This is a genomic window from Candidatus Kuenenia stuttgartiensis (assembly GCF_900232105.1).
GTDB classification, from domain to species: Bacteria; Planctomycetota; Brocadiia; order Brocadiales; family Brocadiaceae; genus Kuenenia; species Kuenenia stuttgartiensis_A.
Genome location: NZ_LT934425.1, coordinates 3,688,076 through 3,711,298 on the forward strand (window position 1 = coordinate 3,688,076; position 23,223 = coordinate 3,711,298).

The following is a 23,223-nucleotide window of genomic DNA, read 5'->3' on the forward strand; positions in this document are numbered from 1 at the left end:
TAGCAAATGCCTCATCCCTACATCGGGTTATATCGCAAGGTATAATAATTGGACATTACAATGACTTGTTTTGTGAGAAAATACGATACAACGTATTTTGAAACGCAGGTTTTGCATTATTGCGGATACACTCACTACCTGAGCTTGATCTTCATTTTTCGATTAATTTCCGCTTCCTGCCGTAGATTATTTGCCTCATTTTTTAACGCTCGTAAATCATTTAACATTTCCGGCCAACAATGAGAATACGCATAATTTACATTCATATGATGAAGCGCTTTTCCGGCAATAGCCGCATGGCGTTTTGTCAGACGTATAAAAATACCTTCCGCCTTTGAAACAGTGCTGTGCAAGGGGTATTCTCCTGTAAAATATGCATGCTCAGGATAACTGCTATTTAGCGGTATTGTCAATTCAGGTAAGAGTAGTTTCTCCCTGTCAAGCGCCAACACTAACCCTTCTGCCTCTTTTACTACCGTATTAAATACCTTTTGCGCATTTTTTGCGCTCACCAGCGCATCTTTTGAAAAAGCTGGGGAGTGGCATTTATTGCATAGCACCAACATATCATTTTTCTCTTTCCATGAATCTTCTTTATTGAAGCCTTTCTCTTCTTCTTTCTCTGAATAGGGTGATTTACCGCCCATTTTGCCGGATAGTCTGAAGCGTGTATCATGTGTGCCGTCAGGCATATGGCACGTTACACAAACGGGTGATGATAAGTAAGCGGATTTGGAATAGCCCTCTTTTGCAGATCGAATAGCGGAACTCACCAAACCATGCTTAGAATTCATATAGATTTCATACTGCGGATGATCAGAACCGGTGTGGCAGACGCCACAAACAGCGGGAGATTTTATGTGAGACTGGCCGGTTACATGCTGTGTATGGCATGAATTGCATTTAAATTGTATAGTATGACATGATTCGCAGGAAGTTAAAAGATTGTCTGACGAGAATGGAACATTTTTTTGGAAATCAACCACTGAATCCCAACTGGATGAGTGGCTGCTTTGCATGAACTCATTGTATTGTTTCATGTGACAGCGTCCACAAATCTGTGGAGATACCATACGTTGAACGCCTTTGTCAGAACAACTGGTTTCTTTTTTTTGAAATGACTCTTTTTCTGTTTTGTCAAATTCAGGAGAAACAGCGTGACAGTCCTTGCAGCCGACATTCATTACGGCGTGTTTGTTAGTTTGCCATTCGACATTCAGATGATGAGCAACGTTGGATTTTTTATGACATGAGATGCAGTGTAACGACTCTTCCACGGCAACGTTTTTTTCTTCTTTTGGTTTAACCACTTCAAGGGTTGGAACATTTGTATGTTCATTCTGTGTGGCACAGCCCGGAAAGAAGAGCAAACAGGAAATAACAATGAGGGATGTTTGCAAATACATAAAAGTTTTAACAGGGATTGGAGCAGACATTTTTATTCTCCTTACAAATCATTTCGTAAAAATATGAAGATTATTCAGACAACAATGCCCACATCCGGCATTGTCCTCCCGAACCTCCCTCTATTTTAATCGGTGCGAGGATAAGTATGATGCCTTTTGGCGGCAATTTGTCGAGGTTTGCTACATTTTCAAGTATGTACTTGCCTGCGCCATTTATTATATGATGCACCTGAAAGTCTGAACACATGCCGCAATCTCCGCTTAAGGTATCAATGCCAATGCCCTTTATTTCTCTTTGCTGTATTAAAAAAAGCGCCGCTTCTTTAGAATAGCCGGGGAAATGCATCCTGTTGCAGTTGTCCATATTTTTGTATTGTTCATTATTATCCCATCGCTTGCTCCATCCGGTATAAAGCAAAACAATGGCCCCATGAGGAATTGTGCCGTGTTCTTTTTCCCAGTGCAGTATATCTTCGGCAGACAGTGTGTAATCCTGGTTTCTTTTTACCTTTTCCTGTATGTTAATCACAATGGCGGGGCCGACTAATTGTTCGAATGGTATTTGGTCTACGGAAGATTGATTCGGCTCAAAATGATTTGGTGCGTCAATATGTGTGCCTAAATGTTCCGGTGTGCTGTATTTTCCCGAAAAGACCTTGTCTTTTCTTAATGAAGCGATTACTTCATATTTGAATGGTTCATATGCCCCTACAGGCCAGTGCGCATTTTTTTCGTTTAGTGGATAAGTTAAATCGATAATTGATGCCTTGCCGTCCATCACCTTCTCCAGAATCCCTGCGGATATGTCTGATGTAATGCAGGACAATGCAATGCAGGTAAAAAGGGGTATGAAAACCATTTTCATAACAAACTTCCTTCCATGGATTAATGAAAATAAAAGCAGGGGGCGAAGCATTAGCTATAAATTGGCATAAATGCGTTCGTGCCCAAACTGGCAAATGCTTCGCCCCTACTTTTTCAAAAAACTAAATTGTTACGAGAAAATTTGCACTATAATTCAATCAAAGACAAAAGTGTAGCATATCTTATCGATTCATACCGGCGGAGTTCAATAATTATCTTTTTTTATTTATTTTAAGGTGTATATGTATTTAAATAACAAACAGTAACTGTGGTTTTTATGAAAAAGGTATAATTCCCGGCAGATAATTTGTTATTTTTGAGTACTGGTTTTAGAGGATACTAATTATGCGTAAAATGGCAATGTATGGTTTTGTATTATTATTGGCGCTTGTTGTGGGAAATGCTATTGATGGAATTGCAGATGATAAGATACAGGGTGATGGCAGATTAAAAAATGCTGAAAGCATTGCTCCGGCTATACAATTTGATGCATATACCCATGATTTTGGGAAGATTTATAGTGGTGAAAAAGTTATCCATAAATTTAAATTCAAAAATCATGGCGACGGTGAATTGATAATCGATAAGGTGAAATCTGCATGCGGTTGTACGGCGGCATTAAGTACAAAGAAAAATATCAAAAAAAATGAAGAGGGAGAAATCGAGGTAAAATTCAATTCCGGCAAGTACGTTGGTAAAATAGCAAAATCAATATTTGTGCATTCAAATGACCCCGTTAATCCAAAGGTTAAATTGGTCATTGAAATGAATATAATTGAAGAAGTAAGCGTTACTCCTAAGCGAATTAATTTTGGCGTCATCAGAATGGGTAGTCCTTGTTCAGTAAATCTCGAAATAAAAACATTACCCGGTTCAAGGATAAAAATATTGAATGTTGAAACAAATTTTCCCTATATAAAACTAAAGGATAAAGAGAAAAGTGGAGATGTTTGGAATTATGAGGTTGCGTTAAGAGGTGTTGAAGAGCTTGGAAAGTTTAACGGTTTTATTTTTGTTCATACAAATAGCGAAAAGAAACCAAAGATTGATATCCCTTTTAACGGCGAGGTGATAGGTGATATTACGTATTACCCGAATAAACTGTCCTTTGGAACAGTCAGGAAAAACCGGGAAGTTAAAAAAACGGTTATTGTTACCTTAGTGGATAAAAGTGTAGAAATTGAAAAAATAGAAATAGAGCCTGCATTTATGACATATAATATTTCTCCGCTGAATGATGATAGCCGGGTAATCAGTGTGCATATGAATCAGGGAGATTTTACCGGAACGGTAAACGGCAGTTTGTTGATCTATTCGAATAGCTCTCTTCAGCCTGAGATTTGTATCCCTATTTCGGCGACAATAAATGATTGAAGTGGTAAATAATTCTTACGGTAGTTTCTCAATAAGTTTTGGTAGGGGTTGTCAAAAAAATAAAAACTGCTCCCGTTTCCAATTAAGCTCCGGTTTCGGATAGAAAAAAGAATGTGTAACACTGTTACAAATGTTACAATATTTTTATGAAAAAATATTATAACGCCATATTTCTCCTTGTTTTCATTTCTCTGATCGCAAAAACCGGCAGTTCTTCCGATAGATTCGTTTTAATATTTTTCGGTGAAGAGCAAGGCGCCCTTGCCCCCTGCGGTTGTTTTGAGGGTCAATTGGGCGGTATCTCGCGAAGGGATACGCTTTTAAAGGATTACGAAACACAAGGCATTTCTGCGATAGCGGTAAGTACGGGCGATCTTATTAAGAGTCCTGAACGCCAGGAAGAGATTAAAATGGAATATTTGCTTGCTGCAATGAAAGAGATGGGGTGTATATTACACAATCTTGGCGAGAAAGATTTTGAAATTGGCCTGCAGGCTCTGAGTTTTGCTTCGCAAACAAATACGATAGACTTTCTTTGCGGCAATATTGAAATAAATTCGCCGTTCCCTTTAAAGTATAAAAAATACCTGTTAAAAGAATTGCCAGGATTCAACATTCCGTTAAAAATCGCATTTTTAAGCATTATTTCAGAGTCGCTGATCAAAGGGCATTTATTGGATTTTATAAGGGTATATGATCCTGTTCAATCATTAACGCCGGTAATAAACCAGATAAAAGGGAAAGCAGATCTTATCGTGCTTATATCGCACGCACCCATGGAGGAATCTGTTGAAATTGCCGAAACATTCCCGGAAATTGGATTAGTAATTACCGGACATGGTATCGAAGACCCAATAGAATCGTTAATGTATGTAAATAATACCCCTCTTCTCTCACATGGAACAAGGGGGAGATACGTAGCGGTTGCTGACTATGTTGTGAAAAGCGGCTCGATACGAAATACATCCGTTGATATAGTTCCCTTAGACGACAAATATGCTGCATCTGAAAAAATGCAGGTATTGCTGAAGCAATATCAGCAAACGTTAAAGGAGGAGGATTTGTTGAGCAACCTCCCGAAATTACCGTTGGAAGATGGAAATTTCTATATTGGGAGTTTGGCTTGCGGAACATGTCACAAGAAAATTCATGCCCATTGGAGTAATACAAGTCATCAAAAAGCATACACTACATTGTCCGATAGCGGACAACAGTATGATCCCGAATGTATACGTTGTCATACGGTTGGATTTGGATACGTCTCTGGTTTTGCAAATTATGATACAAACCGGAATCTTGCGCATGTCGGGTGCGAAAGTTGTCACGGAGCAGGCGGCAATCACATAAAAAATATCACTGATTCATATGGCAAGGTAAACGAAAATCGTTGCCTTGAATGTCACAATTTCGACCATAGTCCAAAATTTCAATACCCAAAATACTGGGAAAAAATTAAACATCCCAAAGAGATTCCTGAGGGCATGCCTGAAAATACACACGGCGGTTGACTAATGACTAACTTCATAATAATTTTGCGAATAACGGGAATTGATAATTATGCCAGACCTTAGAAAAGACCCTGTATCCGGTCGTTGGGTTATTATTGCGACGGAACGGGCTATGCGGCCTAACGATTTTAAGATAGAACCGCATGCCCCATTAAGTGCAGATGTGTTTTGTCCGTTTTGTGAAGGCAATGAAGACAAGACTCCTCCTGAAATTATGGCATATAGGGAAAAAGGCAGCTATGCAAATAAAAAAGGGTGGAGGGTGAGGGTTGTGCCGAATAAATTCCCGGCATTAAAAATTGAGGGGGGATTGAACAAACAAGGTGTGGGAATATACGATACCATGAGTGGCGTAGGCGCTCACGAAGTGATTATTGAAAGTCCCTTGCACATTACATCATTAACGGAAATGTCTATCTGGCAGGTGGAAGAAATATTGTGGACGTACAGGGACAGGATGATTGATTTAAAAAAGGACAAACGTTTCATTTACGGATTGTTGTTTAAAAATGTGGGAAGAGCCGCAGGCGCCTCTCTGGAGCACTCGCATTCCCAGTTAATTGTCACTCCGATTGTGCCTATTACGGTTATCCATGAAATGGAAGGATCGGAGGTATTCTACAAATACAGGGGACGTTGTTTATTTTGTGATATGGTCAGACAGGAATTAGCAACAGACGCCAGAATTGTAATGGAAGGAAAAAATTTTATAGCCTTTACGCCTTATGCCTCCCGTTTCCCCTTTGAGATTTGGATTTTGTCAAAAACGCATGCGTCTCATTTTGAAAACATACAAAAACTTGAGGTTGAGGAATTAGCAAAGATATTACAGAAAACAATATTAAAGCTGGAGGCATGTTTAACATATCCTCCTTATAATTATATTATTCACACAACGCCTTTTACCTATGGAGAAATAGAATACTATCACTGGCATATAGAGATTATTCCACGCCTGACAAACATCGCCGGATTTGAGTGGGGCAGTGGTTTTTATATTAATACGGTTACGCCTGAGACTGCCGCTGAATTTCTCAGGAATGCTAACATCCAAAACAACAATGAGGATATGAAATTGTGAATGTAGTATATTTATCATCTGAGGTCCTTCCCTTTGCAAAATCAGGAGGGCTGGCTGATATCTCGAGTGTAATACCAAAGAATTTAAATAAATTGGGCATCAACGTTATTGTAATAATGCCATTTTATAATATGGTGAAAGAATGTAATTGCACTATAGATAAGACAGATATCACCTTTACGGTAAACATCGGAGACGATGCAAAAACCTGCTGTGTATATAAAAGTTGTCTGCCCGGCACAGATATTCCGATATATTTTTTACACAACGAACACTATTTCGGGAGAAATGGCCTGTATAACTATCCTGGTACCATGCGCAATTATGAAGATAATTGCGAACGTTTTATCTTCTTTGCCCGAAGCGCCCTGGAATTAATGCTGCGTTTAAAACCTTGTCCGGATATTATCCATTGCAACGATTGGCAGACCGGGCTTATTCCTGTTTATTTAAAGACGATATACGGGAATAACGAATGTTTTAAAAAGACACGGACGATAATGACCATTCACAACCTTGCGTTTCAGGGATTATTTCCGGCTGATTGTATGAAATATACGGGGTTAGACTGGGGTCTTTTTCACCCGGCTTATTTAGAGTTCTATGGAATGATAAATTTTCTCAAAGCAGGCATTATCTTTAGTGATAGTATTACCACCGTAAGCGAGACATATGCAGAGGAGATACAGACGCAGGAATTTGGAGAACGTCTGGATGGTGTATTGAGAACGAGGTCAAAGGATATCTATGGCATTCTTAATGGAATAGATTATTCATTATGGAATCCTGAAAGTGATGCGCTTATAGCGGCTAATTATTCGTACAAAGATCTTTCAGGCAAGCATGTCTGTAAAAAGGCCCTGCAAAGAAAGCTGGGACTGCCGGAAAAGGCTGTTCCCATAATTGCAATGATTACACGCCTGACGGATCAAAAGGGTCTGGATTTAGTAATGAATATTTTTAATAAATTGCTTAGATTGGATATACAATTCGTTTTATTAGGTTCCGGAGAATCTGTCTATCAGGATTTTTTTAAACAGTACGCTAAAATTGTCCCTGCAAAGGTTTCAGCAAATATCTCGTTTAATGAGCCACTGGCGCATGAAATTGAAGCCGGGGCAGATATTTTTTTAATGCCGTCGCGCTATGAACCGTGCGGGTTAAATCAATTATATAGCATAAAATATGGAACGGTACCGATTGTAAGACATACCGGAGGTCTTGCGGACACGATTTTTGACGTTCGTCACGAAAAAGTTTATAAAGAAAAAGCAAACGGGTTTTCATTTAAAGAATATAATGCAGATTTATTGTATGCAACAATTATACGGGCGCTTGATTTCTATAAAAATCGTTCAGAGTGGACGAAACTTATGAGAAACGGAATGAAACAGAACTGGCTATGGGAGGAAAGTGCGCGAAAGTATATCTCTCTTTATGAAAAAATTTTGAGAAATTAATCTTATTTCCCCTGTAATTGCTATTTTGCCGGGCGGGATGAGAAAATGCAATTTCCCTGTTAAGTATACTTAGCAGTACTAACTTAACGTTTAGGAATTGCAATATTTATTTTTATTTAAGCAATGAACAAACCCACCCCTAACCCCTTCCAACAGGGAACTTGTCAAATTCCCCTCTCGGGAGGGGATTGAGGGGTGGGTAAAAAATGAACGCCGTTGGGTTTTGTCTTTTGGAAACCCAACTTAACTTAACCTTTGGCCAGATAAATGTTGCCGGATACTATAAAATTAAAACTGGAAGATATTATAAATAATATTTCAGATTCGGGAGTTGCCGGATTGGCATTGCTTGATCACGATCTTAATGTTGCATGGGCGAACCGCTCACTTTCTTCTATTTTAAAATTGAATTATGATCCGGTTGGAAAATCATGCCGTGAGATATTTGACTGTGAATGCAAAGATAAGAATAATTGCACAATACTCAAGGCTCTTTCCAGCGGCAGAAAACAGTACAGCGAGGTTCAGTTAAGCGCTGATAAAGATACAAGAAAATACCTGCAAAATGTATCGGTACCAATTAAAGATGAAAAGGGAAGCATAACACATTTATTAAAAATTACTACTGATATTACGTTAAAAGAAGAGAAGATTCATCAATATGATTTATTGAGAAAATTAGCTGAATTAATGCAGGGAACGCTTCAAATTGACCGGCTTCTTCATTTGATTCTGACGTGTGTGACGGCGGGAACTGCGCTGGGGTTTAACCGTGCAAGGCTTTTTGTTGTGGACCATGACCGCAACATTGTTTTCGGCAAGATGGCGGTAGGTCCGTCAGATGTTGCCGAAGCGAATAAGATATGGAATGAAATAGCACATAAATACAAAATGCTGGAGGATTTAATAAAGGCGTCGGAAGATAATTATCAATATGATTCCCCCTTGCACATGATTACCCGGCTGATGGCATATTCGCTGGATGACGAAAATGAGGTTATTGTTTCATGCATCAGAAAAAAGAAGGTTATCGTGGAAAAAAATGCATTTAACAATCCCAATATCAACAAGAATTTTGTAAATATGATTGGTTCAAACGAATTTGTCTGTGTTCCTTTGATTGTAAGAGATAAAGCGATTGGGGCTATTTGCGCAGATAATATATACAGCAAAAAACCAATAACAGATGAAATGGTAATGCTTTTATCCACATTTGCGAATCATGCAGCGCTGGCGATTGAAAACGCGGATGCGTACAAGAAATTAGAGAAAAAAATTATTCAACTGAAAGACGCACAGGAACGGCTGGTACGTTCTGAAAAGCTTGCGGTTATCGGTAACATGGCGGGTTATATTGCCCATGAAATACGAAATCCTCTGGTGACTATCGGAGGATTTGCCAGATCAATAGCCCGGGAAACAGCGGATAATAAAACAATAAAGAATAGCGCAGAAATTATTATTGATGAGGTAAGCAGGTTAGAAAAAATTCTTGCAGTCGTAATGGATTTTAGCAAAGTCGCTAAACCTGCTAAGGTGAAAACGCAGGTAAATGAAATAGTTGACAATACAATATCACTCATGGAATCATATTTTAAAAATATCGGCATAGATGTAGTAAAAAAATACGAATCAATGATACCGGATATTGTGGTTGATCAGGACCAGATACGGCAGGTATTTTTAAATATCTTTAAAAATGCCGCTGAATCGATGCAAAATGGAGGAAAACTGATTGTCGGAACAACGAAAGAGGATGAATATGTGAGAATAGATATTACTGATACAGGAGTGGGTATGGACGCGGACACTATAGAAAATATTTTTACTCCATTTTATACTAAAAAAAGGGAAGGGACCGGTATTGGTTTGGCGGTATCGCAGAAAATTGTAGATGATCATGAAGGCTTTATAAAAGTAAAAAGCGAATTAAATCAAGGCGCTACATTTTCCATTTTTCTGCCGCTAAAGAAATAATTATATATTGAAGGGAGTTTAAAATGGATACTATATTATTGGTAGAAGATGATAAAAATCAGATTTTGTTATATGAACAGGAACTAGCAATAGAAGGTTATAAAGTTGTTACGGCTACAAATGGGATAGAGGCTATTGAGAACGCGCGGCATTTTAAACCGGACTTAGTGGTAATGGACATAAATATGCCCATGATGGACGGCATTGAGTCTATGTGCAGGATTTTGAGTGAACATAAAAACATTCCTATAATCATTAATACGGCGTATAGCAACTATCAGAACAATTTCATGTCATGGTCGGCTGATGCATACATTGTTAAATCATCTGATCTAAAAGAATTAAAAGACAAGATTAAAGAATTGCTTAATAAAAGGAAGAAAAACGACAATGATAAAACCGTTTGATCATACATTGTATAGAAAAGTCCTTGTAATGCTGCTTGCAGGGGGCAAAGGGGAAAGGTTGTATCCGTTGACAAGAGACAGGGCAAAGCCCGCAGTCCCTTTCGGCGGGATTTACCGCATTATAGATTTCACCTTAAGTAATTGCATTAATTCAGGATTAAGAAAAATATGCGTTTTAACACAGTATAAGTCTTATTCATTAGACAGGCATTTACGGGTAGGTTGGAATATTTTCAATACCGAGCTGGATGAATTTATTGAAAATATCCCTCCTCAAAAGAGAACCAACGAAATGTGGTATCTGGGAACTGCCGATGCGGTATATCAGAATATATATGTTCTGGAAAGTGAACGCCCTGAGATGGTATTGGTTTTAGCAGGCGATCATATATACAAAATGGACTATGCTGAACTGATAAATTACCATATCACAAATGAAGCGGATCTGACGGTTCCCTGTATTGAGGTGCCGTTGGAAGATGCTACTCGGTTTGGCGTAGTAGCCATAGATAATGATTCCCGTATCATTGATTTTGATGAAAAACCTTCGAATCCCAAACCACTTCCCACAAATCAAAATGTCGCCCTTGTTTCCATGGGCATATATTTGTTCAATACCGAGGTGCTTGTAAGGCGCATAATAGAGAATGCAAAAAATGACACTAACAGAGATTTTGGGAAAAATATTATTCCAACTATGATTCAAAAAGACCGGGTGCTTTCATTTGTTTTTAATGGCAATGAGCATAACACGTCTAACTATTGGAGAGATATTGGCACTTTAGATGCATATTGGGAGGCGAATATTGATCTGGTTAAAAAAAACCCCGACTTTGATCTTTTTGATAATAGGTGGCCTATCCGAACATATAATAAGCAATATCCTCCCGCAAAATATATATTCGAAAATGAGAAAAACGGAATGATAAAAGATGCATTGATATCAAATGGATGCCTGATCAATGACGCCAGCATCGTGAAATCCATTATATCTCCCTGCGTTACAATCGGAGCTCAATCATCAGTGATAGGTTCCATTATAATGGAAGGTGTAAGAATCGGGGAAAACGTTAAGATTAAAAATGCAATCATTGATAAACATGTAACAATACCGGATGGGATGAAAATGGGATATGATTTGCAGGATGATGGAAAACAATTTACGGTAACCGAAAAAGGCATCGTTGTTGCGCACAAGGAAATGCATCTGATATGAAACATCCATGCCGGTGTTCGACTGTAATGTTTACGCTGAATAGTTACATTTTATTTTCGGTCTTGATTTTTTTTGTAATGAATGTTGGATGGTGAGTAACCGTTTGCTTGCAGAAAATGGAGAAGTTTTTTACTTGCCTTCTGTTCTCTTGAATAGTCTGGCAGCCAGAATTTTGTGGTATCAATCCCGCTGACGGTTTTGTTCCTGGAATTTATAACGTAAGTTTTTTGTTCAGAAGTAGCACTCTGGTATTTGACAAGGATGATACCGTCATTCGGGTCAAAATCGACTTCAATACGCATACCCTCATCGTCGTATATCTTTCCAATAGCCTTCACTATATCAACTAATTCATCCAAAGAGTTTCTCTTCATATTTTATAATGCAGCAAAAAGCTGCAACCAAAAAGAATTTAACCACGAATCCGCCTTACCTACCCACAAAACATAAAAAATCTTTTAGAACCCAACCTAACTGGCATGGACGGAACCAAACAAGGACGAAATACGAAACACGAAATACGAAATTCTAAGTACGAAATACGAAACAAATTCCATAATCCACCCCTGCACCCCCGCCAGCGGGGGACATTCTGCCTCCTTTGTAGGGGATTAGGGGGAGGATATTTAGGATTTCACCAGTAAATATTTTGCCAAAAAATGCAAGGAAATTACCTGCTTAATTCTCATTGCAATTGTACAGGAATCTTCATTTTATGAAAGCGTTTTTATAGTGGTGTTTCCAGAAGTCAAAGATTGAGGCAGGCATCAAAAAATTATAGCAAAAGTCATGCGGAGAAAGCGATGTTACGGTTCTTTACACGATTGGCGTGATTTGAATGCAAAAAATAATAAATAATAATTGACAATATTGTTTTTTATTATACAATCCTAGACGTGTGAGATTGAGTCTCAATATAGTTTTTAGGATGGAGGTGTGATGTGAGGTATGTGTGTTTAATTGTTGTATTTGGAGGTATAGGGGTTTTTACTCCGCAGGCATTTGCCCAATCAGGAGATACGGAAATGTTAAATAACCGTGTGCAGGCGCTTGAAAACCAATTACAAGAGATTAAGGAACTATTGAAAAACCAAGTATCGAGAGACATGCAGAAAGATGAAGAGATTGCTGACTTGAAAAAACAATTAGCTGCGCAAGCGGATGTGGTAAGTAGTAAGGCAGAGAGTGTTCCTGCGGCTTATGCGGGCATGGATGATCAACAAATCACTGCAGGACAGGAAATGGAAAAGGACTTTTATCTGGCAAAAAAGAGTTCTGAAATGGTGGATAAAGACCTTGGGTCTGCATTTGGAGGGGTTTACACAAAGCCCTTTTTGAGACGATTCGGCAGGAATACGTATCTTGGAGGATATATGGATTTTGAATTCAGGGCGCCGGAAGATGAAGACGCCGCACACGGGTTTACCCAGAAAAGATTCATACCGTTTATCTATTCAGACATATCTGACCGTGTAAAACTGGCGACGGAAATTGAGTTTGAGTTCGGCGGCGTTGGCGGCGGCAGATCCGGCGAAGTGATTCTTGAATTTGGAACTATCGATTTCCTGGTAACCGAATGGATCAACTGGAGAGGCGGCTATCTTCTTACGCCTTTAGGAAAGTTTAATCTTGTCCATGATTCTCCGATACAGGACCTCACTGACCGACCACTTGTTAACCAGTTGATTATTCCAACCACGCTTACCGATCTGGGGATGGGCTTTTTTGGCTCGCTCTATCCAACGGAACTGAGCAAGCTCAATTATGAAATTTATGTTACGAATGGTGCGTTCAGGGGGCTGGATAAAGATGGCGATATAAGTATCGGAGAAATGAACGGATTAAGAAGCGCAAAGGGGGGGTATAATAATGATAATTATAATAAAAGTCCCGCCGTTGTCGGGCGTGTTTCTTTTAGTCCGTTCATCGGGCTCGATTTGGGGGGATCTGCGTATACAAGCAGGTATGACGAAAATAACAATAACCAGTTGACCATTTCCGCCCTTGATTTTACCTATCAAAGGGGTGCATTTGAATTCCTGGGTGAGGGCGCATATGCATTTGTTGAGACGGATGATTTTGCAAAGGATTCAGGGATTACTGATGATATGTGGGGATATTACCTTGAGGCTCGTTACCACTTTATGCCGTCTTTCCTGAGAAACATGTCCCCAACACTGTTTGGCGATAATTCAACATTTACCGGAGTAGTGCGATGGGATCAGGTGCAGACGGCAGGCAGGGATGATGATTTTGCAAAAGTCCATTGGCTGAGATCGAGGGTTACGCCGGGCATTAATTACCGGTACACAGAGGACACGGTATTTAAACTGGATTATCAAATCAACATGGAAAATAAAGATATGCCTGACGAAGCAAATAACGCATTTCTGTTTTCTGTGGCAACATATTTTTAATAAAACATTTAAGGAATTTACATGAAACGCTGATGGATACCGTTTTGTTTGAGCAATGAATATTCGATTTGCAAATGTTCAGAAAAACCGGCGTTTTTGTGAGAAGGAGTAAGATTTATGAAAGGAAAAGTGCTTGTTTTAGGGGGAGGCCCATGTGGCTTGTCTGCCGCATGGGAATTATCCAAACATGGATATAACGTTACTGTGCTGGAGAAGGGCTCAAAAGTGGGCGGATTGTGCATTACCAATGAATATAACGGTTATCGGTTTGACCTTGGCGGGCATAGGTTTATTTCTAAAAACAGGGAACTGGTAGAAGATGTTCGCACAATGATGGGAAGTGAACTTTTGACATCGTCGCGGAAAAGTGTGATTTTGCTGAAGGGAAAGGTCTTTGAATATCCCCTTTCCGCAAAGGATATATTCCTGAAAATGGATATGTGGACAAATGCAAAGGCATTTATGTCTTATCTTATCGCTGCATTTTCACGTATGTTCGTTCGCAAAAGGGAGGTGTCGTTTGAGGATTGGATTGTGCGTCGTTTTGGACGTACTCTTTATAATTTGTTTTTTGGCCCTTATACCGAAAAACTGTGGGGCATATCGCCCGGGGAGATTTCCTCCGACTGGGCATCACAAAGAATATCACTATTGAATCTAAAGGACGTCCTTTTTCATCTCCTTAAACTGAAGAGGAGGACGCCGAGAACCTATGCAAAGGGATATTATTATCCCAAAAAAGGCATCGGGCAGATGTTTGATATTATGGGTGGTGAAATAGAAAGTATGGGTGGCAGGATCGTCCTGAATGCAGAGGTCGTGGGTGTGAATATAAACAACGATGCGATAACCGGCGTGCGGTATCTGAAAGATGGCGTGGAGGAAACGATTGATTGTGATGCGGTGATTTCCACCATATCATTGCCGGATCTGATTAATACGTTTCCGGCACATTTGACTGCTGGCATGGAGAAACATATATCTCTGCTGAAATTCAGGGCGGTTCGTTTCCTTAATATTCTGGTGAATCTTCCGGATATAAGTGAAAACACATGGATGTATGTGTCCGAAGGAAAATACATCATGACACGCATCCAGGAACCAAAGAGAAGAAGTTCCTTCAGCGCCCCGGAGGGAAAAACGTCCATAATGCTTGAAATCCCATGCAATGAGGGTGATGAAATTTGGAGTTGCCCAAAGGTGGATTTGCTGGAGAGATGTTTGAAAGATTTAAAAGACCTTGGCCTCGATATAAGGGATAAGGTCGTCGATTATTTTACCACCGGCGTGACTCACGGATATCCTGTTTATACCCTTGATTACGTGGAGCATCGCCAAAAACTCTTTCAATTTTTAGAAAGATATGAAAATATAATCACGTGCGGCAGGCAGGGGACTTTCAGGTATATCTTTATGGATATTGCAATGGAAATGGGAATTGCCGCTGCCCACCATCTTATGCTGGATACAATGTCGAAGAAGGATGCTATTCATCACATGCGTTCTGAGGATGAGCTTATTGAAGTAAGCTCTGTGACATCCTAGGCGTTTAGCGCCTCGACATCGACAAAATTTTGTCGATATGTCAAAACGTTTAAATTCTAAAATCGAATATCGAAATTCGAAACAATACCGAAACTCAAAATTAAAATGTTCAAAACTAAAACCAAGATGTGTGTCCGTTTGCTGTGACCGTAAAACCAGCCTGTTTCATATTTCGTGCTTCGAATTTCGTATTTTTATTCCTGCTTGTCTGGTTCTGGCTATACCAGCTTGGAGTAATTTAGTTAATGTTAATAGTGCAAGGGTGTATAACGTAAATGGCAGAGCAAAATCTGACAGCTATCAAAAAAAAAGAAAATTTATTAAAGGGAAACATGTTTCCATTATGTGCAGTTGCACTATGTCTTGTGACAAGACTGTTGTTCTTTGGTAGATATGTTGACGAGTGGGATAGTGTTAACTTTGCCTTTGGTTTGTCAAAGGGATACGATATTTTACACGACCAGCCGCATTTCCCGGGGTACCCGGTATACATGTTTTTTAGCTGGATAGGGTATAAGATTATCGGTTCTGACATTAAGGCATTGATTTTTTCAGGTATTTTATTTAGCAGCATGGCGGTATTTCCCCTGTATGAACTGGCAAAACGGATGTTTTCCAAAAATGTGTCAATACTTGCTGTCATTTTATACATAGTAAATCCGCAAATATGGTTGCAGGCGGAAAAACCACTCTCTGACGCCTTTGGCTTATTTTTTGTGATTACTGCTGTTTTGTTTTCTTATCTTGCGTTAGAACGGGTGGCTATTTCAAAGGATATTCCGGAATATCTGGAGAGGAATGAAAATAATGCTTTGACATATCTGGCCTTCAGCGGGTTTCTGCTGGGTTTGGGGATTGGCGTAAGGGTTACATACCTCGCGTTAGCCCCTGTTATGCTTTACGTGGCTTTTCTGTTAAGGAATATCTTTTCTGTCCGAAGGATTGTCGCATGGGGCGGCCTTGGTTTTGCTGCCGGGGTCTCGTCATGGCTGGTCTATCTGATAATACATTTTACCCCTGGCAAGTTCTTTAAAAAATTTTTACGTCATGCTGAGTACCATTTTTATGAAGACGGCAATTCTATTGTTACAACAGACAGTTTTTTTGAAAGGGTGCATGATATCGCTTACCGTTTCATTGCCCATTGTATGGGGCTGTGGTGGCAGGATGCGTTTTTACTGCGCGTAGTGCCTACAATTATTGTGGTAGTCTCTCTGGTGTATTTCTTTAAAAAGGTGAAATGGTCTGAAAAGATACGGTTTTTATCGGTAGTTTTCCTCTTTTATGGTTTATGGGTTCTTTTTATTCAGGATGCTATACGTCAGATCATGGTGCTTGTTCCTTTTCTGGCAATGGTGATAAGCGCCGGATTGCTTTATTTTTATACGTATTATCTGAAGAATAAAAGATACGGAAGAATATCCTTTTATCTTATGACAGGGGTATTTATTTTATCACATGCGGTTGACTCCGTGAGGATTGTATCGATAAACAGGGATATAAAACCTCCCTCTGTTTCGCAAATAGACTATATAAAAGAGAATTATAAAAAAGAAGATACTAAATTCTACTGTCTGAATGACTGGCGGCTGTTCCAGTATTACGCCCCTGAATGGTGTGACAGGAAAAACACTCACGTATATTTTGTCTCACATATGAATGGGGTGAAAAATGACTTAAAACGGCTGAAGAAGAAACCGGAAAATGTGCTTATCTCCTCAAAACTTTTTGGACGCCACAAATATGCAGACAGGTTGAAGGAACTGGCAGTATTTGAAAGAGACGTTTATGGAGTTGCAGATTATAACTTGCTTGCATTGTATCGCTTTGAAAGCAAGGCGAAGATAAAAGAGCCTGTGGAAAGGAGAGATCATTCAAATAGACAAGGTATTGTTGAAGAACAGGAGGGCATGCCGTTGGTAAAATTTGATGAAACAAGATAAGAAATAATTGCTTAGCCGCATCCGTTAAGGGACTAGGTATTTTCTATTATACCGTAGCAGTTTACAGTTTACAGTCGGCTGTAGGCAAATTGCAGATTGAGGGCTGAGGACAGAGCTTCTCAAAAGGGGAATATAAAAAGTTTGACTCTTGGAACGATGCGTTCATAAAAAATGAGATTTTTATTTATTCAGGAAGGAGTGTGAAAGATGGTAAAAACGTTTTATTTGTCGTTGTGTTTTGTATGTGTTACAGGTGTGCTTGCTTCTTTAAGCGAGGTAAAGGCACAGTCCGTGGGTGGCGCGAGCGTCTCCGGCACGGTAACCAGCGAGCAGAATGAACCGGTAAAAGACGCAAATGTAGTATTGAAAAATAAGAAGACAAAATTCAAAGACAAGGGTACTACTGGAACAAACGGTGAATACGAATTTTCCAATCTTGATGCAGGAAAATATAAGCTAACCGTAAAAAAGTCAGGATATTCAAATGGGAAAAAGAGTTTTAAGCTTAAAGATGGACGGGAAAAAACGGTTGACATTACGTTGAAAACAAAAGAGAACGGAGGCGGTAGTGGTTCCGGTAATGGAGGTGGAAGTGGGGGAGGTTCTGGTTCCGGAAGTGGCGGCTGATAAAATGTCTCTCAACATGGCAGTATACTTAAGGGCGGCACAGACAAACAAAGTTTGTCTGTGCTTATCTTAAAAAAATTTTAAATTATCTGTGAGAGTGAGTCTCAGTATTATCAAGGAGGAGTATTTTATGTTGTTTAAGAAAGTATTGTTGTCGTTTGGTTTTATGGGAATTTTGTATGGTGTGCAGTCATTGCCGCAGGATCACTCAATGGTTTTGGCGGCATCTATCAACGGTATTATAGTAGATGAAAATGGCGTTGGGATAGAGAAGGCCGAGGTGACGATTAAAGGGAAAAAAGGGCATGATAAGAAGCAAAAAATAAAAACAGATTCCGATGGGCTTTATGAGTTTACTGGACTGAAAAAAGGAAAATACACGATTAAGGTGACGTCTGTTGGATATAAAAACGGGAAGGAAAAAGTAAAGATTGGAAATAACGCAGATGATGTCGAGGGTGATTTTACATTGAATTTTGATGAATACGTGAAGACAAACGACACTGAAACGATGGATGATGCCGTATCGGCTTTTCAGCAAATTGGCACATTGAGAAAAGAAGACCCTGTCAATATAGAAGAGATTGTATCTCTATATGAGGAATATTTACAGGATTTAACGCAGCAATTGGATAGTGAATATAGTCTGACCATGGACGAAGACCTGATTTCTGCAATGGGTGATATTGAAAATGATATTGACCCAAAGCTGGCAGGGCAGGTAATCGACAAAACGCTGCAACGGGTATTTTACCTGGCGATTTATGACAGAATTACAGAGGTCAACAATGATTTTGATGACGAAAGTACTTCATATCTGGGAACATTATGGGATGAGGCATATGCTGCTTATCAGGCATTGTTTAGTACGGCAGACAGGGAAAATAAGGTGCTGACGGAGGACCGTTTGTCCATAGAAACAGGGAGTAATCCGAATCTTGAGGATGGGGTTACTGTTGCATTTATACGGGGAAAAGCAGCGTTAAATAAAAAAGATTTAGACGAAGACGAGATTACCGTAGGGGTCCAGAGGCAGGTTATCCGGTTATCCCTTATCAGGTCTTTCTATATTGCAGTATTGAGGGAAGTGGAGAGCATTATCAATAATCGCGATACAGACCTTGAGAAGGCATTGGAATATCAGAAAGAAGGAGAAGTTTATTACAGAATCATCGAAGAATATGTTTCCCGTGATAATCCTTCCGGAAATGAGACGATAAAAAGCCAACTGACTGGCGATGTGTCGGAGGTAGATGCCGATACCATTGTAAGTGAAATGAGCAGGGGTTTTATTGGCCGGGTAGAAGGGGAGTTGGATGCTGCCGAATCCAACATAAGCGAAGGTGACCGTAAAGATGCCATGATTGTAGCTGAAGAGGCATTGCTTTATTCAGAAGTATTTCTGGAAGATTTGGGATTACGGTTGGGTGATGATGCTATGGATGATATGGAAGATGCGCTCCATGATTTGAGGAATGCCAGCGATAAAATGAAAGCATCATCTGCCGCATCCGCCATAGAAACAATCAGTTCACTTATTGAGAGTTACGAAAACGAATTGCTGTAGTTTAGGTTTTTAATCTGAACCCGCTTTATGTATTGTCAATGTAGCGTTGATTATCTCAGGCGTTATTATCCAAATAAACCACGTGGAAGCCCGCCAGGAAAATGGAAGTATGTTGTGAGTTTGGATTTTATTTAACGGTCTTTCGTGTAGCAAGGAGATTCTATGAACAGAAATAAAAAGATTTATTCGATACTTTTTTTTTTGATACTGGCAACAGGGATTTCTGTAACGGCTTATTACAGGTCCGGAAATGCAGAAGAGCATTCTCAATATGAACATGCAAAATCGGATGTAAAAAACAAGTTAGGTAAAAAAAGCAAAAAGATTAGCTTTACCAATGATATATTGCCGCTCTTTACTGAGCCACAAAAAAGAGGCGGTGAGGAATCGGTTGTATGCGTCAGATGCCATTTTACGAGTCTTACCATAGAAAGCAGCGGAATTCAGGAAAACGCCTTTGCAGAATTTAGCCTGGGGTCATATGCGGATATTATGGCAGGGGCTGACGCAGGTACAGAACCTATTATTGATATTGAAGATCCTGATATAAGCTTGTTGTTGCAAAGGCTGGAGGGAAAGGGCGATGATATGGCGGCGGGCGACGCGCGCATGCCATACGGCGGCCCGTTTTTTAAAAAAAATAAAATCAAAAAAATCCGCACCTGGATAGAACAGGGGGCAATTGATGATACTCCGGAACCTGATTTTAATCGTGATGTACTTCCACTGTTGACTAAATCGGTAAATGGCAATATTCCTTGCAGTCTATGTCACTATAATAATAATGATGCTAGTTCCAAAGAACGTTCGCCTGCTCAGGCATGCATGGATTTGACAAGTTGGGAGGGGATAATATCAGGTGCTGACGGGATTGAACACGAGGAACTTGTGGATAGAGAAAACCCATCGAATAGTTTACTAGTACGACGGCTGCGCGGTCAGGTAACGGAAGAGGAAAAAGAAAATGATCACAGAATGCCTTACGGAGGCCCCTATTTTAGCGAATATGAAATCCAGAAGATAGAGCGCTGGATAGCCAGCGGGGCAAAGGGGCCTAATGGTGAGGATCCCAGTGAGGCAGACATCAGCGATGCAGGGGTATGTCCCGAAGGAAGTGGCAGCGGCAGCGGAAGTGGAAACGATAAATGAATAGTGTACTTTCCGGGAAAACCGGCGGCAAAAAAAAAGAATGGAGGTGTGTTGTGTCAGCAATGGTAATAAGTAGTGCAGAGGGCTTTGCCGGTATGGCGAAACCACTCGAAGATTACGGTATTACAAATATTCATTTTTGTAGTGTTAAGGAGAGAACGGATTTGGACGCTACCGCAATTGCATTTGTGCCGTTTGTTGATTTTATCATAGTAGGGAGAGATGCCGGTGGTTCTCCCTACCTCAATACTATACTGAAAGAAGCAAAAGAACTTCAGATACCAGTATTGCAAGAGAGCTGCATAGCGGAGCAGGGGAAAAAATGAGCCCTGAATAAAACGGGGAGCAATTACCATTTTCCTTGCTGCTATTGAATGGTGAAATCCGAAGTCATCAACACTCAATCTACAATCTACAGTCGGCAAATTGCAGATTGAGGACTGAGGACTAATGACTGTTTTTTTGCTTGTTTACTTCTGGCTATGCCAGCTTAGGAGGGAAAATAAAAAATGAGAAGGTTTGCATATTGGTATCTCTTTTCTTTGACGGGTTTGTTGGTTATAAGTATGTTGTACGCATTAGTTTGATTGTATAGAAATTATTACGGAGTTATTCATCATGTATTATGTTTTTAAATTGTGTAAGGTGCTCTTTGTAGTAACGATGTAGTTTTTTGAAAAATTCCAATAATAGCGCTGCTTGCCGCATAGTGTAGGGGAGAAGCATTTGTTATAATCGGTTGCTGCTCGTTCCTCACTTGATATCTACGCCCACTAAATTCATGTAGTGCGACGAACCTCGTCGCACTACAAATGACAATTTCCAGTTTCAAAAGACTAAAGTGTTACTCTTTGTAACGGATGTTCACCCCTGCCAAAACGCATAAGTGCTTAATACATAGTTTGTTAAGGCTGTATTTTTAATAAATATGTAGTCACTAATATATTGTTATTATACGACAATATACTTGACGGATAATGGTTGTTATCTGTACAATGGTGGACATGCATATTGTAGAGAACAAGTCAAAATCCGGTAAAAAAATCTATCGATCTACCCTTCTGCGGGAATCGTACCGTGAGGATGGGAAGGTCAAGAAACGCACCATTGCGAATCTGTCGAATTGCACTCCCCTGGAGATTGAAGCGATAAGACTTGCACTCGCACATAAAGACGATCTCTGTGCATTGGGCGCATTGTCAGAATCGGTGAAACTCCATGAGGGTTTGTCTATGGGAGCAGCGTGGAGCGTGTACCAAGTGGCAAAGGAATTAGGGATAGAAGAGGCATTGGGAAAGGACTTTGAAGGAAAGCTGGCGCTTTGGCAAGTAATGGCAAGGGTAATAGGCCAGGGGTCAAGACTGTCTGCAGTAAGGCTGGCGCAGATACATGCTGCGGGTGACGTCCTGGATATGAAGCGTGGGTTTGACGAGAACAATCTGTACGATAATTTGTCATGGTTGTCAGAGAATCAGGCAAAGATAGAGCGAAAGCTGTTTGAGTTAAGACGAGGAGGCAATAAGCCGAAGTTGTTTTTGTATGACGTGACGAGCAGTTATTTAGAGGGGAAGTCGAATCATTTTGGTGAGTACGGGTATAATCGTGACGGCAAAAAGAGGAAAAAACAGATAGTGATCGGTATGCTTTGTGATGAATCCGGGGAGCCGGTATCAACAGAAGTATTTAGGGGCAACACCCAGGATCCGAAGACCTTTGAATCTCAGGTAAAGAAGGTATTAGAGCGGTTTGGATGCAAAGATGTAACGATTGTAGGAGATCGTGGGATGATCAAGACGGTGCAAATCGAAAGTTTACCGGAAGGGTTTCATTACATAACGGCGATAACTAAGCCGCAGATAGAGTCGTTGATAAATAAAGGGATACTGCAATTAGGATTGTTCGAAGAAAAGCTCTGCGAGATAAAGGATGATGAGGTTAGATATATTCTGAGGCGCAATCCGGTAAGGGCGGAAGAGATGTCAAAGACCCGTGTATCAAAATTACAGAGTATAGAGAAATACATCGTGAAGAAGAACAGTTATCTGAAGGAACATCCTAAGTCGTCAGTATCGAAGGCACTGGAAACAACAAGGGAAAGGCTAACGAGATTGAAACTTGATGGGTGGGTGCAGATAAAAGAAGAGGATAGGACGCTAAAGATAGAGAGAGATGAGGAAGCATTAAAGGAGGCATCATACCTTGATGGTTGTTACGCAATCAAGACTGATCTTGAGGAGAACGAGGCGGATACCAATCTGGTACATGAACGATACAAGGATTTAACGGAAGTGGAGAAGGCGTTTCGGGACTGTAAGACGGTGAATTTGGAGGTTCGTCCGGTGTATGTAAGAAAGGAGGATAGTACACGGGGACATGTGTTTGTGGTAATGCTTGCGTACATGATAATTCGAAGGCTGCGCAGAGCGTGGAAGAATTTTGACTTGACGGTAGAGGAAGGTCTCGCACAATTGACGACCATTTGTTCGATGGAAGTAACAATCAAAGGCCAAAAAGCTAGTTGCCAGAAGATCCCGCGTCCGCGGCAACAATCACATGAATTATTAGAGGCATTACAGATAAAGTTGCCAGAAGTATTGCCAAGCCGGAACATACGGGTAGTCACTAGAAAAAAGCTTGCTGTTCGGCGTAAAAGTCAATAAATATAAGGCTTTTACGGCACTT

At 40.1% G+C, this 23,223-nt stretch carries 18 protein-coding genes; 15 read left to right on the top strand and 3 right to left on the bottom strand.

What is annotated here, in order from left to right:
- Positions 1–134: 134 nt before the first annotated feature.
- Together KSMBR1_RS17185 and KSMBR1_RS17190 are read right to left on the bottom strand one after the other, a co-directional pair.
- On the bottom strand, positions 135–1,436 hold the full coding sequence (locus tag KSMBR1_RS17185; protein WP_099326423.1) for a multiheme c-type cytochrome: 1,302 nt from the start codon (positions 1,434–1,436) through the stop codon (positions 135–137).
- 40 nt (positions 1,437–1,476) lie between these two features.
- Positions 1,477–2,271, bottom strand: coding sequence for a cyclase family protein (locus KSMBR1_RS17190; RefSeq protein ID WP_099326424.1), 795 nt, complete (start codon positions 2,269–2,271; stop codon positions 1,477–1,479).
- Between the two features lie 344 nt (positions 2,272–2,615).
- Between KSMBR1_RS17190 and KSMBR1_RS17195 the strand changes: the two genes are divergently transcribed.
- The 7 genes from KSMBR1_RS17195 to glgC all read left to right on the top strand — a co-directional run bounded on the left by KSMBR1_RS17195 (position 2,616) and on the right by glgC (position 11,293).
- Entirely contained in the window at positions 2,616–3,644 is a 1,029-nt protein-coding gene (locus KSMBR1_RS17195; RefSeq protein ID WP_099326425.1) for a DUF1573 domain-containing protein, read from the top strand.
- A gap of 146 nt (positions 3,645–3,790) precedes the next feature.
- A complete protein-coding gene (locus KSMBR1_RS17200; RefSeq protein WP_099326426.1) occupies positions 3,791–5,152 on the top strand; it encodes a multiheme c-type cytochrome in 1,362 nt (453 codons plus the stop codon).
- A 49-nt stretch (positions 5,153–5,201) separates the two neighbouring features.
- Positions 5,202–6,233: a galactose-1-phosphate uridylyltransferase gene (gene galT / locus KSMBR1_RS17205; RefSeq protein WP_099326427.1), complete on the top strand. Its 1,032-nt coding sequence runs from the start codon at positions 5,202–5,204 to the stop codon at positions 6,231–6,233.
- Complete coding sequence (gene glgA / locus KSMBR1_RS17210; protein WP_157820692.1) at positions 6,230–7,693, top strand: glycogen synthase GlgA; 1,464 nt, start codon at positions 6,230–6,232, stop codon at positions 7,691–7,693. The genes galT and glgA overlap by 4 nt, the downstream gene beginning before the upstream one ends.
- Positions 7,694–7,960: 267 nt before the next feature.
- On the top strand, positions 7,961–9,670 hold the full coding sequence (locus KSMBR1_RS17215; RefSeq protein ID WP_099326429.1) for an ATP-binding protein: 1,710 nt from the start codon (positions 7,961–7,963) through the stop codon (positions 9,668–9,670).
- A 23-nt stretch (positions 9,671–9,693) separates the two neighbouring features.
- A complete protein-coding gene (locus KSMBR1_RS17220; RefSeq protein WP_099326430.1) occupies positions 9,694–10,077 on the top strand; it encodes a response regulator in 384 nt (127 codons plus the stop codon).
- On the top strand, positions 10,061–11,293 hold the full coding sequence (glgC, locus tag KSMBR1_RS17225) for a glucose-1-phosphate adenylyltransferase (protein WP_099326431.1): 1,233 nt from the start codon (positions 10,061–10,063) through the stop codon (positions 11,291–11,293). The genes KSMBR1_RS17220 and glgC overlap by 17 nt, the downstream gene beginning before the upstream one ends.
- A 50-nt stretch (positions 11,294–11,343) precedes the next feature.
- Here the strand turns inward: glgC and KSMBR1_RS17230 are convergent, their stop codons facing one another.
- Positions 11,344–11,652 (bottom strand): hypothetical protein, encoded by a 309-nt coding sequence (locus KSMBR1_RS17230; RefSeq protein WP_099326432.1) that lies wholly within the window; start codon positions 11,650–11,652, stop codon positions 11,344–11,346.
- Positions 11,653–12,234: 582 nt separating this feature from the next.
- On the opposite strand from KSMBR1_RS17230, the gene KSMBR1_RS17235 reads away from it, so the two are divergent.
- From KSMBR1_RS17235 to KSMBR1_RS17270, 8 genes are all read left to right on the top strand, one after another.
- Positions 12,235–13,710, top strand: a complete 1,476-nt coding sequence (locus KSMBR1_RS17235; protein ID WP_099326433.1) for a hypothetical protein — start codon at positions 12,235–12,237, stop codon at positions 13,708–13,710.
- A 117-nt stretch (positions 13,711–13,827) separates the two neighbouring features.
- Complete coding sequence (locus tag KSMBR1_RS17240; protein WP_099326434.1) at positions 13,828–15,255, top strand: FAD-dependent oxidoreductase; 1,428 nt, start codon at positions 13,828–13,830, stop codon at positions 15,253–15,255.
- A 275-nt stretch (positions 15,256–15,530) separates the two neighbouring features.
- Positions 15,531–17,198 (top strand): ArnT family glycosyltransferase, encoded by a 1,668-nt coding sequence (locus KSMBR1_RS17245; RefSeq protein ID WP_099326435.1) that lies wholly within the window; start codon positions 15,531–15,533, stop codon positions 17,196–17,198.
- A gap of 207 nt (positions 17,199–17,405) precedes the next feature.
- Positions 17,406–17,825, top strand: a complete 420-nt coding sequence (locus tag KSMBR1_RS17250) for a carboxypeptidase-like regulatory domain-containing protein (RefSeq protein WP_099326436.1) — start codon at positions 17,406–17,408, stop codon at positions 17,823–17,825.
- 130 nt (positions 17,826–17,955) lie between these two features.
- Positions 17,956–19,392, top strand: a complete 1,437-nt coding sequence (locus KSMBR1_RS17255; RefSeq protein ID WP_197705241.1) for a carboxypeptidase-like regulatory domain-containing protein — start codon at positions 17,956–17,958, stop codon at positions 19,390–19,392.
- 162 nt (positions 19,393–19,554) lie between these two features.
- A complete protein-coding gene (locus KSMBR1_RS17260) occupies positions 19,555–20,541 on the top strand; it encodes a hypothetical protein (protein WP_099326437.1) in 987 nt (328 codons plus the stop codon).
- Positions 20,538–20,867 carry a hypothetical protein gene (locus KSMBR1_RS17265; protein WP_099326438.1) on the top strand — a complete coding sequence of 110 codons (330 nt, stop codon included), beginning with the start codon at positions 20,538–20,540 and terminating at the stop codon, positions 20,865–20,867. The genes KSMBR1_RS17260 and KSMBR1_RS17265 overlap by 4 nt, the downstream gene beginning before the upstream one ends.
- A gap of 678 nt (positions 20,868–21,545) precedes the next feature.
- Positions 21,546–23,201 carry an IS1634 family transposase gene (locus KSMBR1_RS17270; RefSeq protein ID WP_420886569.1) on the top strand — a complete coding sequence of 552 codons (1,656 nt, stop codon included), beginning with the start codon at positions 21,546–21,548 and terminating at the stop codon, positions 23,199–23,201.
- Positions 23,202–23,223: the final 22 nt, after the last annotated feature.

Excerpts from the sequence above, each read along its gene's own strand:
- KSMBR1_RS17185 (WP_099326423.1), bottom strand. The coding sequence starts at position 1,436 with ATGTCTGCTCCAATCCCTGTTAAAACTTTTATGTATTTGCAAACATCC.
- KSMBR1_RS17190 (WP_099326424.1), bottom strand. The coding sequence starts at position 2,271 with ATGAAAATGGTTTTCATACCCCTTTTTACCTGCATTGCATTGTCCTGC.
- KSMBR1_RS17195 (WP_099326425.1), top strand. The coding sequence starts at position 2,616 with ATGCGTAAAATGGCAATGTATGGTTTTGTATTATTATTGGCGCTTGTT.
- KSMBR1_RS17200 (WP_099326426.1), top strand. The coding sequence starts at position 3,791 with ATGAAAAAATATTATAACGCCATATTTCTCCTTGTTTTCATTTCTCTG.
- galT (WP_099326427.1), top strand. The coding sequence starts at position 5,202 with ATGCCAGACCTTAGAAAAGACCCTGTATCCGGTCGTTGGGTTATTATT.
- KSMBR1_RS17215 (WP_099326429.1), top strand. The coding sequence starts at position 7,961 with ATGTTGCCGGATACTATAAAATTAAAACTGGAAGATATTATAAATAAT.
- KSMBR1_RS17220 (WP_099326430.1), top strand. The coding sequence starts at position 9,694 with ATGGATACTATATTATTGGTAGAAGATGATAAAAATCAGATTTTGTTA.
- glgC (WP_099326431.1), top strand. The coding sequence starts at position 10,061 with ATGATAAAACCGTTTGATCATACATTGTATAGAAAAGTCCTTGTAATG.
- KSMBR1_RS17240 (WP_099326434.1), top strand. The coding sequence starts at position 13,828 with ATGAAAGGAAAAGTGCTTGTTTTAGGGGGAGGCCCATGTGGCTTGTCT.
- KSMBR1_RS17245 (WP_099326435.1), top strand. The coding sequence starts at position 15,531 with ATGGCAGAGCAAAATCTGACAGCTATCAAAAAAAAAGAAAATTTATTA.
- KSMBR1_RS17250 (WP_099326436.1), top strand. The coding sequence starts at position 17,406 with ATGGTAAAAACGTTTTATTTGTCGTTGTGTTTTGTATGTGTTACAGGT.
- KSMBR1_RS17255 (WP_197705241.1), top strand. The coding sequence starts at position 17,956 with ATGTTGTTTAAGAAAGTATTGTTGTCGTTTGGTTTTATGGGAATTTTG.
- KSMBR1_RS17260 (WP_099326437.1), top strand. The coding sequence starts at position 19,555 with ATGAACAGAAATAAAAAGATTTATTCGATACTTTTTTTTTTGATACTG.
- KSMBR1_RS17265 (WP_099326438.1), top strand. The coding sequence starts at position 20,538 with ATGAATAGTGTACTTTCCGGGAAAACCGGCGGCAAAAAAAAAGAATGG.
- KSMBR1_RS17270 (WP_420886569.1), top strand. The coding sequence starts at position 21,546 with ATGCATATTGTAGAGAACAAGTCAAAATCCGGTAAAAAAATCTATCGA.